Source organism: Microvirga sp. 2YAF29 (assembly GCF_052114605.1).
Taxonomy (GTDB): Bacteria; Pseudomonadota; Alphaproteobacteria; order Rhizobiales; family Beijerinckiaceae; genus Microvirga.
In genome coordinates, this window is sequence record NZ_JBFRFB010000002.1 from 219,311 (window position 1) to 232,008 (window position 12,698).

16 protein-coding genes and 1 tRNA gene are annotated in these 12,698 nt (G+C 60.5%); 9 read left to right on the forward strand and 8 right to left on the reverse strand.

Annotated features, from left to right (window positions below; translation table 11 throughout):
• Positions 1 to 20: 20 nt before the first annotated feature.
• On the reverse strand, positions 21 to 407 hold the full coding sequence (locus tag AB4Y85_RS03380; protein WP_441983442.1) for a helix-turn-helix domain-containing protein: 387 nt from the start codon (positions 405 to 407) through the stop codon (positions 21 to 23).
• Positions 408 to 515: 108 nt separating this feature from the next.
• Here AB4Y85_RS03380 and AB4Y85_RS03385 point away from each other — a divergent pair, with 108 nt between their 5' ends.
• The 3 genes from AB4Y85_RS03385 (at position 516) to AB4Y85_RS03395 (ending at position 2,208) form a co-directional block, all read left to right on the forward strand.
• Positions 516 to 1,247 (forward strand): helix-turn-helix transcriptional regulator, encoded by a 732-nt coding sequence (locus AB4Y85_RS03385; RefSeq protein WP_441983443.1) that lies wholly within the window; start codon positions 516 to 518, stop codon positions 1,245 to 1,247.
• 81 nt (positions 1,248 to 1,328) lie between these two features.
• Positions 1,329 to 1,973 carry an acyl-homoserine-lactone synthase gene (locus AB4Y85_RS03390; protein ID WP_441983444.1) on the forward strand — a complete coding sequence of 215 codons (645 nt, stop codon included), beginning with the start codon at positions 1,329 to 1,331 and terminating at the stop codon, positions 1,971 to 1,973.
• The gene (locus AB4Y85_RS03395) at positions 1,960 to 2,208 is read left to right on the forward strand and encodes a hypothetical protein (RefSeq protein ID WP_441983445.1); all 249 of its coding nucleotides are present in this window, start codon (positions 1,960 to 1,962) and stop codon (positions 2,206 to 2,208) included. The genes AB4Y85_RS03390 and AB4Y85_RS03395 overlap by 14 nt, the downstream gene beginning before the upstream one ends.
• 56 nt (positions 2,209 to 2,264) lie before the next feature.
• Here the strand turns inward: AB4Y85_RS03395 and AB4Y85_RS03400 are convergent, their stop codons facing one another.
• On the reverse strand, positions 2,265 to 2,759 hold the full coding sequence (locus tag AB4Y85_RS03400; RefSeq protein WP_441983446.1) for a YciE/YciF ferroxidase family protein: 495 nt from the start codon (positions 2,757 to 2,759) through the stop codon (positions 2,265 to 2,267).
• 180 nt (positions 2,760 to 2,939) lie between these two features.
• Here AB4Y85_RS03400 and AB4Y85_RS03405 point away from each other — a divergent pair, with 180 nt between their 5' ends.
• Entirely contained in the window at positions 2,940 to 3,167 is a 228-nt protein-coding gene (locus AB4Y85_RS03405) for a YgaP-like transmembrane domain (RefSeq protein ID WP_441983447.1), read from the forward strand.
• Positions 3,168 to 3,220: 53 nt separating this feature from the next.
• On the opposite strand, the gene AB4Y85_RS03410 is transcribed toward AB4Y85_RS03405, so the two are convergent.
• Positions 3,221 to 3,490: a GlsB/YeaQ/YmgE family stress response membrane protein gene (locus AB4Y85_RS03410; protein WP_441983448.1), complete on the reverse strand. Its 270-nt coding sequence runs from the start codon at positions 3,488 to 3,490 to the stop codon at positions 3,221 to 3,223.
• Positions 3,491 to 3,648: 158 nt separating this feature from the next.
• On the opposite strand from AB4Y85_RS03410, the gene AB4Y85_RS03415 reads away from it, so the two are divergent.
• Positions 3,649 to 3,816, forward strand: a complete 168-nt coding sequence (locus AB4Y85_RS03415; protein ID WP_441983449.1) for a hypothetical protein — start codon at positions 3,649 to 3,651, stop codon at positions 3,814 to 3,816.
• Positions 3,817 to 3,882: 66 nt separating this feature from the next.
• Here AB4Y85_RS03415 and AB4Y85_RS03420 read toward each other — a convergent pair whose 3' ends face one another.
• The 5 genes from AB4Y85_RS03420 to AB4Y85_RS03440 form a co-directional block, all read right to left on the reverse strand.
• Positions 3,883 to 4,695 carry a nickel-binding protein gene (locus AB4Y85_RS03420; RefSeq protein WP_441983450.1) on the reverse strand — a complete coding sequence of 271 codons (813 nt, stop codon included), beginning with the start codon at positions 4,693 to 4,695 and terminating at the stop codon, positions 3,883 to 3,885.
• A 96-nt stretch (positions 4,696 to 4,791) separates the two neighbouring features.
• Complete coding sequence (locus tag AB4Y85_RS03425; protein WP_441983451.1) at positions 4,792 to 5,229, reverse strand: EamA family transporter; 438 nt, start codon at positions 5,227 to 5,229, stop codon at positions 4,792 to 4,794.
• Positions 5,230 to 5,644: 415 nt separating this feature from the next.
• Positions 5,645 to 5,721: transfer RNA gene (locus tag AB4Y85_RS03430), tRNA-Arg, on the reverse strand.
• A gap of 109 nt (positions 5,722 to 5,830) precedes the next feature.
• Entirely contained in the window at positions 5,831 to 7,276 is a 1,446-nt protein-coding gene (locus AB4Y85_RS03435; RefSeq protein ID WP_441983452.1) for a sensor histidine kinase, read from the reverse strand.
• A 190-nt stretch (positions 7,277 to 7,466) separates the two neighbouring features.
• Entirely contained in the window at positions 7,467 to 8,207 is a 741-nt protein-coding gene (locus tag AB4Y85_RS03440) for a TVP38/TMEM64 family protein (RefSeq protein WP_441983453.1), read from the reverse strand.
• 317 nt (positions 8,208 to 8,524) lie between these two features.
• Here AB4Y85_RS03440 and rpmH point away from each other — a divergent pair, with 317 nt between their 5' ends.
• From rpmH to AB4Y85_RS03460, 4 genes are all read left to right on the forward strand, one after another.
• A complete protein-coding gene (gene rpmH, locus AB4Y85_RS03445; RefSeq protein WP_027314822.1) occupies positions 8,525 to 8,659 on the forward strand; it encodes a 50S ribosomal protein L34 in 135 nt (44 codons plus the stop codon).
• Positions 8,660 to 8,676: 17 nt separating this feature from the next.
• A complete protein-coding gene (gene rnpA, locus AB4Y85_RS03450) occupies positions 8,677 to 9,123 on the forward strand; it encodes a ribonuclease P protein component (protein ID WP_441983454.1) in 447 nt (148 codons plus the stop codon).
• Positions 9,116 to 10,969 (forward strand): membrane protein insertase YidC, encoded by a 1,854-nt coding sequence (gene yidC, locus AB4Y85_RS03455; protein ID WP_441983455.1) that lies wholly within the window; start codon positions 9,116 to 9,118, stop codon positions 10,967 to 10,969. The genes rnpA and yidC overlap by 8 nt, the downstream gene beginning before the upstream one ends.
• 136 nt (positions 10,970 to 11,105) lie before the next feature.
• A complete protein-coding gene (locus AB4Y85_RS03460; protein ID WP_441983456.1) occupies positions 11,106 to 12,641 on the forward strand; it encodes a CYTH and CHAD domain-containing protein in 1,536 nt (511 codons plus the stop codon).
• The last annotated feature ends 57 nt before the right edge of the window (positions 12,642 to 12,698 follow it).

The window sequence follows — 12,698 nt, forward strand, 5'->3', positions numbered from 1 at the left end:
GAGTTTTTGACCGTTCGGGACTAACGGGTGGATGCCAGCCAGTCGACGAGATCGGCGACCTTCCTGCGCGCTTCGTCATCTTTCAGGCCCACGAAGCTGCGCACGAGGCGGTCGCTCTCGGGGATGGTAAGAAATTCGGCCATGATGCTGTTGCCGGAAAAGCCCCCGGCCCGCAGCCCCGGAATGCCTTCGAAGAAGAAGTCGATGCCCACATCGAGGATGCCTGCGATACTGAGAAGGCGGCTTGCTCCGATCCGGTTGATGCCCTTCTCGTATTTCTGGACCTGCTGGAAGGTGAGCCCCAGAGCCTCGGCAAGCTTCTCCTGGCTCATGCCAAGCATAACTCGTCGGGCCCGGACCCGACTCCCAATATGCCTATCGGTGGGGTTGGGTGACTTCTGCTGCAACCGCGCCTCCTAGCGCTCCTCAAGTTTGGACGAATATACCGCTTTTAAAACTTATGGTAGCTTTGATATAATATGCAGCTGTTAATAGAGAAGCGACTGAGGGCACCAATGTCTAGTCATGGCTTCGACCATGCCACTGAAGCTTTTGAATTCATTGGTAAATTAGATCAAATTCCGTCCGCGCAGGGCGTTATCGGCGCCATGGAGCGGTCCCTCGCCTTGTTCGGCTTCGAAAATTTCATCATGACTGGCCTTCCCCATCATGACCAAAGGATTGAAAGCCTTGTTCTCCTGAAGAAGTGGCCGCTTGAATGGTATCAGCGCTACACTCAGCAAGGTTATGCCCAGCATGACCCCATTATTCAGCTGTGCCGCCAGACAGTCCAACCTTTCGAGTGGTCCGAGGCTCTTTATGACCCTGAGCAGAATCCCAAAGCTCACGAGATCATGAAAGAGGCCGTCGCGTTTGGGATGAGGGCAGGCTATTGCCTACCCATCCATGGCTTGAACGGCTATGAAGCCTGCCTGTCCATGAGCGGCTCCCATCTGGACCTGACGCCCCAAACTAAGCCCGCCATACATCTGATGGCCATGTACGCTTTCGAGCGCGTCCGAACTATCCTGGCACCTATCCCACGAACCAACCCTCTGACCGCGCGCGAGCAGGAAACGCTTCGTTGGGCTGCCATGGGAAAATCTGCGGCCGATACGGGAGAAATCCTCGGCGTGACGGAGCGTACAATTACCGCCCATGTTACGAGTGCCTGCCTAAAGCTGAGCGCCGCCAATAAAACCCATGCCGTGGCACGGGCGCTACAGCATCGGCTTATCCAGATGTGACGTCGCCGCACCTGTAATTTCCTACAATATTCAAACGACCCCCAATGTGGACATTGTTACTCCAAATATGGAGGAGCAAATATGTCCTTAATTCAGGTTGTTCGGGGCAAAGACGCCAAGGTTCACGCAGGTCTTCTGGACGAATATTTTCGATTAAGGCACAAAGTCTTTGTCGGAGAACGGCAATGGCAAGCTTTGAAACGCCCGGACGAACGGGACATCGATGCTTACGACAACGCCCACGCAACATATCTGATCGCCTTGGATGAAGGGAAGGTCATCGGAGGATTACGGCTCTATCCGACCCTGCTGCCTCACATGATCAGCGAGTTCTTTCCTTTCCTCGTTCAAGAAAAGGAAGTCCTTTCAGGCGAAAGCATCCTTGAATGCACTCGGTATTTCATCGTGAGAGAGCGGCGCACTGGCAGAACGGATTGCCGGTTGCTGGCGGCGTTCCAGAAATATTGCCTTGAGGAGAGAGTGACTGAAGTCACGGTTGTTGTTGAGATGTGGTGGCTGCCCCGATGGCAGCAGGCGGGCTTCAAGGTTCGTCCTTTAGGACTGCCGCAGTTGATCGAGGGCCAGCCTTGCATTGCCGCAGCCATTCAGATCTCCGAGCAAAGCCTTGCTCATGTCAGCAGGCTTGCGGGGCTGCGCTCACCTTACCTTGTTCGACACGACACCGACCTCTCCATTCTCGATCGGGTGCCGAATGTCGCGGCCTGAGGAGAAGCTGCCCCTCGCCTCTTTCGTGCAGGAAGAGATGATTGAGAACCTCAGCGAGAGCCTTGCTCAACTTCTCGGCACCTTGCCGCCTCTCGCGCGTCTCAGGCTTCTTGCCTTCATGCATCTGGTGGAGAACCCGGATACGATGAAAGCGACGCTGGAGATCGAACCTTCCGGCATCATGCGCCTGACCCTCGATACGATTGTGGCACCGTGCAGGGCGCATCAGCATTGATCTGATATAGACGAAGCCCCGCCCAACTCGGGCGGGGCTTCGGATGGGTTCCTTAATCAGGCTGCCTTGGTGTTGACGCGGGCTTCGGCGAGCTTGGTGAGCAGAAGATCGGTCTTCTTCTCCTCTTCCAGGTTCTGCTCGATAAGCTTCACGGCATCGCGCAGGCCGAGTTCTCCCGCCCAGGTCTTCAGGGAGCCGTAGCGGGTGATTTCATAATGCTCGACGGCTTGCGCGGCGGCGAGAATGCCGGCGTCGAGAGCCGGGCTCTCGGCGAAGTCTTCCATGACTTCCTTGCCTTCCTCGATGATGCCGTTGATGGCCTCGCATTGAACGCCGCGAGCGGCCTTGCCGAGGATCTGGAACACCTGCTCAAGGCGCTCGATCTGGCCTTCCGTTTCATCGCGGTGCTTCTCGAAGGCAAGCCGCAGCTCTTCGGATTCCGCCGCCTTGGCCATCTTCGGCAGAGCCTTCAGGATCTGCTTTTCTGCGTAATACACGTCCTTCAGGGTGTGAAGGAAAAGGTCTTCAAGGGTCTTCTCTTTGGCTGCCATCTCACAACTCCTTGGCTTTAGAGTTGACTCAACGATGGCCAAGTTTCCCAGTTCCCTCAGATTAGACTCTTCCCACAACGAGCGGAACAACACCCTTCCGCGTCGCGTTCGGCCTGCGCATTCCCTGCTCAGTTTGCAGGGATCAAGCCTGGCGAAGATGCCGGCCACAGGAGATCATGGATGAGTGAAGAACAGAATCTGAGCACCGTCGAGCGTGGCGCCTATATGGTGGTGGGACTCGGTCTTGCCGCCGCGGCGGCGAAGCCGCGCCCTAATCCGCTCTTGAACCTGCTGGCGCTTGCCGGCGGCTCGTATCTCGCCTGGCGTGGATATGTGGGCAACTGCCCAGTCAAAGCGGCATTGGCCGGCTCCCATGATGAAGCCGGCCAATTGAGCCATCATCGCTGATCAAGCTGCGTGGGCTGTGCCTCAAGCGCGGCCCACTCGCTCTTCATTCAAGATCAGTAGGTCGTCGTGGAACGGCCGCGACCTGCGATCATGCCATAGATGAACAGGACGATGATTGCGCCCACAATGGCGCCGATGAAGTTAGCGCCGTCATCGGGCCCGTACCAGCCGACTGCCCGTCCGAGATAGGTCGCCACCACGGCGCCGACGATGCCGAGAATGGTGGTGAGGATGAAGCCTGACGGCTCGTTGCGGCCGGGCATGATCCACTTGGCGATGAGGCCGGCCACGAAGCCGATGATGATGGTCCAGATGATAGTCATGGCGAGTTCCTTGCAGGTGTTGCCTTCACAAGCAACGCGCATCCCCGGCTAAGGTTGCGGCTGAACTGAGGCATCGCTAGCCATTTTTCATCTTCTTGCCTCAGTTGAGGTGGACGCTCCGCCTCAGGCCATTGACCAATGGAATGGAGACGCACGACATGGATTCCGCCAATACCCCGTGGACCTATGAAGCTGTCCAAGCACTCAAGGCTCTGGCTCGCGAAGGCATGCCCGCCTCCGTCATCAGCCTGAAGCTGAAGCGTTCCATTACGGATGTCCGAGCCAAGCTCAGCGACCTCGGGATCACTCCTGCGGTAGAGGCCTGAGGCCCATCGCGGAAGCGCAGCAACACGATCTCCGTGAGGCGCTGCGCTTCTTTCCCATCGGCGCATCTAACGCCAGCTTATTTCGAACATCGCGATCGGCAGCGCGAACCCCTTCAGGTTGCGATGCCCGAGACGGGTTATCTCGAACCGGTCCGACACCAGTCCTGAGACCGCCTCCGACACCACGATGCTGTCTGGTTCTGCATTCTGACACAGGCGCGCCGCCATCTGTACGGTCGCGCCGAACAGATCGTTACTGTCGGCGATGGGCTCTCCCGCATCGAGCCCGATCCGCACCTGCAGCTTTTCCCGGCTTGCCAGATTGAAGGCATCGAATGCCTGCTGGATGGACCTGGCGCATTCCACGGCCGCCTCGATCTCGTCGAATGAGGCCATGATTCCGTCACCCGTGTGCTTGACCTCGCGACCGCCCTTGTCCTTCAGCGCACGCCGGACCAGGGCGTCGTGTGCCCGTACCATCTCCACCGCCCTCACATCGCCCAACCGGGCCGTCATCGCGGTCGAATCGACAATATCCGTGAACATGATCGTGCGGTGCGCCGGGTCGACCGTTGTTTCCGCATGAGGGTGCATGGGCGAAGGATCGGAGACGCGCCCCAGGAAGGCCTCGACCGCCGACAGATCGACCTCGATCACATCCTTAGGAATATTGCCGTGAGCCTCATCATGGACCCGCACCGCCATGTCGATACTCGGCGCATCGATGAGACAGAACGCCGTGCCCCGCGTCTCGTCGAACCAGTAGGTCAGGAACCGGACGCCATATTGCTCTTGAAGGTCGAGGTCCTTGCGATGCGCCTCCGCGATATCGAGGGCGGTCAGGCCCTTCAGATTATGGCGGTCCAAGAAGATGGGCATGAAAGCCTCCTCACTTCTCGCGGTGCAGTCTACACGTCTCAACCGAAGGTGGGGACTGCTTTTTAGACACCCGAAAGAGAGCGCTTCGAGCTTCGCTCAGCCCTTGTACGCCACAAGAACCGCGCCGAGTGCGATGAGCATGACGCCGAGCCAGTTCGGCATCGAGAGCTTCTCGCCCAGGAACGCCACTCCAATCAGAGCGACGAGGACGACGCTCATCTTATCGATGGGCGCGACCCGCGCGGCATCGCCGAGCTTGAGCGCTCGAAAGTAGCAGATCCATGAAGCGCCTGTTGCCAGTCCGGAGAGAAGGAGGAAAACATAGCTGCGGCCCGAAACCGATCCCAGCGGTTGCCATTGCCCCGTCGCGACAAGAATGAGGCCGAGCGCGCACAGGATCACGATGGTCCGGATGAAAGTCGCGAAATCGGAATTGACGTTCTCGATACCGACCTTCGCAAAAATGGCGGTCAACGCGGCGAAGGCCGCAGAAAGCAGAGCCCAGAACTGCCAGGACAGGAGAACCGGCTTCATCGCATCACCTTCTCGCTTCATCAGGAAACGTATGCAGAGCGGAATATCGCGGAGCAGGTCAAGAGAGCACTGCAACCTGCGGCTCCTAGCATCTCAATGCTGCCTTGCAAGAGGTGTTCGTTGCCAAAGACTACTTTGGAATCGTCAGCAAGATGTTCGTTTTGAAGGAAATCGAGAAAACCATCAGCGCCCATGAGGCGCGCAAAGCCGGTTCGAAGGGCAAGGCCGATGCTGACGATCGGCGGCGTGGCGGCGGTCAGGATCTCGCATGAGGATTAAGGCGAGGGAGCCATCGGCTGGCGCCCGCTGACGTCCAGGAATCGAAGCTCCGAAAGGGATGCCTGCGCGCCCCAGATTGACAGGGTGCTTTCCCGTCCAAACCGTTAGACTTGTAAGGCTTTCAGAAAGGAAAAAATGGCGCGCCCGAAAGGATTCGAACCTCTGACCCCCAGATTCGTAGTCTGGTGCTCTATCCAGCTGAGCTACGGGCGCGTAATCGGCAATTCGTTGCGGGGAGCAACATCGGCCGAGGCGGGTGACATAAAAGGTTCTTGAGCCCTTGGCAAGCCTCCTTTGCAGAGAATTTGCATAAGCTTCGAAATCAGTCGTAGCTGGTAGTGCGATCGGGGATCGTGATGCGGAAACACGTCTTGCCGTTGCGATCGTCGAGGAAGATCGTGCCGCCGTGGAGTTGGACCAGCTCCGCGACGATGGTGAGCCCGAGGCCCGTGCCGCCTTTGCGCGTGGAGCCTTGGAACGGCGTGAAGAGATCGGCGCGAACCCGCTCGGGGATTCCCGGCCCGTTATCCTCAACGAAGATGACAGCGGCATGCCCCTCGCGCTTTGCCGTAACATCGATACAGGGCGACCCCTCGGGCGAGCCGGCCTGACTGAGAGCCTGCACCGCGTTGCGGACGAGATTCACAAGGATTCGCGAGAGCTGGTCCTTGTCCGCATCCACCATCAGGTCCTGCGGCACATGACAGGCGAACTCGATTCCCACCTCCGGCGCGAGGTCCGTCAGATTCGACAGATCCTCCACGAGCGGCGCCAGGGGAATCAGTTTGCGTTGCGGGAGAGGCTCCGTGGCACGGCCATAGGCTAGCGTCGTCTCGCAGAACGCGATGGCCCGGTCGAGGGTCGCCACGAGCCGCGGCGCGACGCGCTGGGCGGTGTCGTCATTGACGCGCTCCAGCCGGTCGGTGAGCAATTGGGCGGTCGTCAGCATGTTGCGCAGTTCATGGTTGATCTTGCTCACGGCAAGCCCCAGCTGCGCCAGGCGCCGCTTCTGCCGCAGCTCGTCGGCGAGGGTCGTCTCCATTTTCGCCAGCGCCTGCTCGGCGAGGCCGATCTCGTCGGCGCGGTCGGTCGGCTGGATCACGCGGGAGGCATCCTCGGGATTGCCCGAGAACTCCGCGATGTTGCCCGTCAGGCGCCGCACAGGCCGCACGATGACCCATTGCAGGGTCAGGTAAAGGAGGCCCGCCGTGGTGCCCGAAATGAAAAGCGAGAGCAGCAGGATGTTGCGGGAGACGTCGAGCATGGCATCCCGCAAGGGACGCTGATCGAGGATGATCTCGACGAAATCGACGCCCATGCCGGGACCGATCACACGAATCGGTTTGTCCGTGGGGTTGAACAGCACACTGAAGGCATCCCTGACGAGATCGACCCATTTCGCATCCCGCAGGTCGATGCTCTTGCCGACTTCGGGGGGCATGTCGTTGATGGCGAGCAGGCTGCGCCGCCCTCCTCCGCGCAAGGCGATGGCTCTGGCGCCGACACCTTGCAGGAGGCGCATTTCGAGTTCCTCGGACAGGTTTTCCTCGGGCGCCGCGTCGAGCACCATGGCGGCCACCTGAGCCGCGGCCAAGCGGTCGCTGAGCCAGGTCAGGCGGAAATTCGCGATGGAGGGCACATAGATGAGCACTTCCGCGATCATCACGAAGAGCACCGTCATCATGAGCAGGCGCGCGGAAAGCCCGAACTGGCTCGAAATCCGCCGTCCCCAGGTCTGCCCCGATGTTTGCGGCCGCTCGTAACTCATGCCCGCCTTATCCTACGCGGCGATTGAACCTGATCAGACGCCGCACCCCTGGATTCTGAGCCGAAGGCCTCAGAAACTCCACCGCAATGCTCTTCGTCATCTCGGAGAAGGTAGGGTTACGGATAAACCAAGCCGGCAAGATCGGAAACCTCAATCCCTTCGCGATGGCAAGGACTTGCGGGAAGGATTTTCATGGCGCCCGTTTACGGCCCCGCCAATACCGGATCGCGACCGGGGCCACGGCCAGAATTCCCAGAACCCCGAGGGCCGTCAGGAGCTCAGGCGTCAGCAGGCTTTTGACATCGAAGCGGACGGCGCAGTCCGTCCGGCCGGAGGCGAGGCAGGTCTCGCGCAGCCTCTGATGGCCGAGGATGACCCGCTCGAGACCCGAACCTGCAAAGGCAAAGGCGAAGGAAACCGGCAGGATGCCGAGCTGGGTTGCCAGAATGAAGCTCCTGAGACGCATGCGGAAGAAGCCGGCGCCCAGATTCGTCAGCCAGAAGGGCACGACCGGAATGAGGCGCAGGAGCAGAAGATAGCTGAACCCCTGGCGCCGAAAGCCCGCGGCAAACTCCTGAATGCGAGGCCCTGCCCGCCTCAGCAAAGGCTGACCCAGGGACGTTCGGGCGATCAGGAAAAAACATGTCCCGCCAAGGGTCGCCGACAGGGAGGCGGCGGTGCCGCCGATGAGCCAGCCGAACAGATAGCCGCCGATGGTGCTCAGGAAGGCGGACAGGGGCAGGGAAAGGACTACAGCCGCCACATAGACCAGGGCGTAAAGTCCAAGCATCGCGGCCGGACGCTCCGAGACGAGCGCGCGCAGTTCGGCGTGATATTGCACGAAAGTGTCGAAGCTGAGCTTGTGATGGAGGCCCGAGCCGAAAACGGCGGCCAGGGCCATGAGAACCAGCGCCAAGGGAAGGTATTTCAAGGGACTGGACGCCAGCCGGCCCTCTTCAGGCCCATGATCTTCCGCTGCCACTCTTTCACCCGAACTGTGTTTCCGCTATATCGTCAGCGACCGCCGGATCGGCAAGCGGCACCGTTATACCCATGACGGTCTCTTTTGCCGCAAAGGCCAGAGTGGCGTTGACTTTGCCCCTCCGTTCCGTCATAAGCCCGCAAGCTGACAGCGCTCTTTTGGGGCGCTGATCGTTTTTTCGAGACAGTTTCGGGGGCAACCCCCTTTCTAACCAGACGGGCGCGAGCCTTCGAGCACCGCTGCCCCTTATCGACCGGAGATGTGCCGTGAAGAGGACGTATCAACCGAGCAAGCTGGTTCGCAAGCGCCGCCACGGCTTCCGTGCGCGCATGGCGACCAAGGGTGGCCGCAAGGTCATTGCCGCTCGCCGCGCCCATGGCCGCAAGCGCCTTTCGGCGTAAGCAGCCTGAGGACCCCGATGCGCGAGCCTCGCGCTGATTTGACCATCGGGCGTCTGACGAAAAGACCTGACTTCGTCGCGGCGGCCACTGGCCGCCGCTTTCATACGGAGCGGATGACGGTGCAGGCTCGCCTGCGCGAAGATTCCGAACAGAATTCTGAGCTTGGCCTTAGGGTCGGGCTCACCGTCACCAAGCGTGTCGGCCACGCCACCGAACGCAACCGGATCAAGCGTCGCCTTCGGACTGTCGTTCTGGCGGCAGCCCGGGATTACGCGAACATCAATGCGGATGTCGTGATCATCGGTCGGCGCGATATCCTGGCGGCGGATTACGACGTGCTCATCGACGATCTGCGGCGCGCTCTACGGGTTGCAACCAAGCCGAAAAGCGCCCACCTCTCGGATCGCCGACCTCCCTCCTCACCTCACCCCAACGGCGAGCGTCGCGGACATTCCCATGCGTGAAGACAACAAAAATCTCATTCTCGCCATCGCCCTGTCGCTGGCGGTCCTGTTGGGCTGGCAATATTTCTATGCCGCCCCCGAGGCTGAAAGGCAGCGTCAGCTGACCCAGCAGCAATCCACGCAGGTCAATCCGAATGCCCCGAACCCGCCCGCCAGCCCAAGCCAGGCCGGCGGTGCCTCGCCGACCGTGCCCGGCACGGTGCCGAGCACTCCTGCGGCCCCGGTCCTCGAAACCCGCGAGGCCGCCCTTGCCCGCACGAAGCGCGTGCCCATCGATACCCCCGCGATTGCGGGCTCGATCAACCTTCGCGGCGGCCGCATCGACGACGTGGCGCTGAAGAATTATCGCGAGACCGTCGATCCCCGCAGCCCCAACATCATCCTGCTCTCGCCGGAGGGCACGCAGAGCCCTTATTACGCCGAGTTCGGCTGGGCCGCGACGCAGGGTGTAGCCGTTCCTAACGCCACCACGGAATGGACCGCCCAAGGCGACCGCCTGACCCCTTCGACACCGGTAACCCTGACCTGGGACAACGGTCAGGGTCTCGTCTTCCGCCGCACGATCTCGGTGGACGACAAATTCATGTTCACCGTGAAGAGCGCGGTCGAGAATCGCGGCGGCTCAGCCGTCGACGTGCGTCCCTACAGCCTCGTTTCCCGCCACGGGAAGCCCACCACCCTCGGCTATTACGTGCTGCACGAGGGCCTGATCGGCTATGTCGGCGATAACGGCCTGCAGGAGTACAAGTACGACGCCATCGACAAGGAAACTCCCGCTGCAGGCTCGACCGTTTCCGAGAAGAAGTGGGAAAATGTCCAGGGCGGCTTCCTCGGCATCACCGACAAGTACTGGGCTGCCGCCGTCATCCCCGATCAGGCTCAGACCTATCAGGGCGCCTTCACATCGCAGCAGAGCCAAGCCGGGCGGACCTATCATGCCATAGTGCAAGGCATGCCGCAGACGGTTCAGCCCAATGCCAATGCCGAGACGACGCAACGTCTCTTCGCGGGCGCCAAGGAAGTTGCTACCGTCGATTCCTACCAGAACAATCTCGGCATCAAGAATTTCGATCGCCTGATCGACTGGGGCTGGTTCTACTTCATAACCAAGCACCTCTTCACGGTGCTGGAATTCTTCTATCACCTCGTCGGCAATTTCGGCATCGCGATCCTGATCGTGACGGTGCTCCTGAAGATCCTGTTCTTCCCGCTCGCCAACAAGTCTTACCGCTCCATGGCGAAGATGAAGGCGGTGCAGCCGGAGATGGCTTCCATCCGCGAGCGCTACAGCGACGACAAGATGAAGCAGCAGCAAGCGCTGATGGAGCTCTACAAGAAGGAGAAGATCAACCCGGTCGCCGGTTGCTGGCCGGTGCTGATCCAGATCCCGGTGTTCTTTGCGCTCTACAAGGTGCTCTTCGTCACCATCGAAATGCGCCATGCGCCGTTCTTCGGCTGGATCCGCGATCTCGCGGCGCCCGATCCGACGTCCATCTTCAACCTCTTCGGCCTGCTGCCCTACAATCCGGGCGCGGTGCCGGTGATCGGCCATTTCCTGATGCTCGGCGTTTGGCCGATCCTCATGGGCATCACCATGTGGCTGCAGATGAAGATGAACCCGGAGCCGCCGGACCCGGTGCAGAAGCAGGTCTTTGCGTGGATGCCAGTGCTCTTCACCTTCATGCTCGGCTCGTTCCCCGCCGGCCTCGTGATCTACTGGGCCTGGAACAACCTGCTTTCGGTGAGCCAACAGGCCTTCATCATGAAGCGCAACGGCGTGAAGATCGAGCTGTGGGACAACCTGCGCAAGACCTTCAGCCGCAAGACCAGCCCCGCCAAGGGCTGAGGCAAACAACCGACACGATGATCATCCCCGGGCCTCGTCCCGGGGATTTTCTTTTGCACGCCGCCGACCTGTCGCGATTTCCTCCGGCGGCTCCTCCTCTAGATATCCGGGGGGGCAATCAAAACGGTGACAGGCCATGCATGCCCCCGAGAATCGGCTGACGCGAGCTTTCCGATCAGGCTCTCCGCCCCGTGAGATCGAGTTGAAGCTCGAACTCGCCTCCGGTTCAATGGACGAACTTCTCCGGCACCCGGCCCTGGCCTCTCTCAAGCCGCTCCCCGACAAGAGCGGACAACTGCATGCGATCTATTTCGATACCGGGGATCATGCCCTGCGCCGGGAGGGCATCAGCCTGCGCATTCGTCATGAAAGTGGCAACGCCGTCCAAACCATCAAGGCAAGCGGCCCCCACGGCAGCGTTGCCATGGATCGCGGGGAATGGGAGACGCCCGCCAATACTGGGCTCGACCTTAGCGCGGCCGCCGGAACTCCTCTCGAAGCGCTCCTGTCTGATGAGGCGATTCGGGAGAGCATTCGCCCTCTCTTCACGATCGACACGGAGCGTCGGGCTTTCGAGGCCGAGTTCGACGGCTCCCTGATCGAAGTCGCCCTCGACCAGGCCAAGGCGTCGGGCCGGCATCAGGACTTCACCTTCACGGAGGTAGAGCTTGAGCTGAAACGGGGCGAGCCTGCCGCCCTCTTCGCCTTCGCTCGTGCATTGAGCCAAGCTGCACCGCTACGCCTATCCACATTGGCGAAATCGGAGCGCGGTTACCGCCTTCTCGATTCGGCCTCCCTGGAGCCTTCGCGCGCAAAGCCGATCGAACTTCCGAAGAAAGCCACCTGCGTCGAGGCCTTTCAGGTCATCGCGCGCTCATACCTGTCTCAAATGCTGCACAATGAAGCCCTGGTGCGGCAAACGCAGGATCCCGTGGCCCTGCACCAGATGCGGGTAGGCCTGCGCCGCCTGCGGGCAGCCGTCTCCCTGTTCGGGAAGCAGTTGCTGACCGATCCGGAGAGCGAGGCCGTCAAGGACGATCTTCGTTGGGCCGGGCAGGCCATGGGCCAGGCCCGCGACCTCGATGTTCTCCTGGCGCGGATCCGCTCCTCGGAGACCGCATACGACAAGTCGCAGATCGGAAAGGTCGAACGATGCCGGGGAAAAGCCTATCGCGATTTGCTGGAAACCCTCGAATCCCGCCGGTTCATGGATGTCCTTCTCAAGGCGGCTGCCTGGATTGAGGCAGGAGACTGGATTGGCGCATCCGAGAACCAAGAAGCTCGCGAGCGCCGGGTACGGAATTTCGCAACCGACGAGCTGTCACGTCGGTTCAAAAGCCTTCGCAGGAATGGAAAGCGTTTGCGCAAGCGCAGCGAGGAAGAGCGCCACGCGTTGCGGATCCGGATCAAGAAACTGCGCTACGGCACCGAGTTCTTCGCTTCCCTATTCCCGTCCTGCAAGGACTCAAAGCACCGCGAGATTCTCGCCGACATGCTGGGGGAACTCCAGGAGAGGCTTGGCGAACTGCACGATCTGGCTGTCGGCAGCTCGCTCGTGCCTTCGCTCGTCGAGACCTCACCCGAAAGGGCTGAGCGGCGGCGAGAGAAGCTTCTCGACAAGAGCAGGTCGGCCATGAAATCCCTTTCCAGGATCGATCCTTTCTGGCTTTGACACCCTCGAAAACTCCGGAAAGTGTCTGGACACCTTGAACAATGCGGTCCAAGCGCC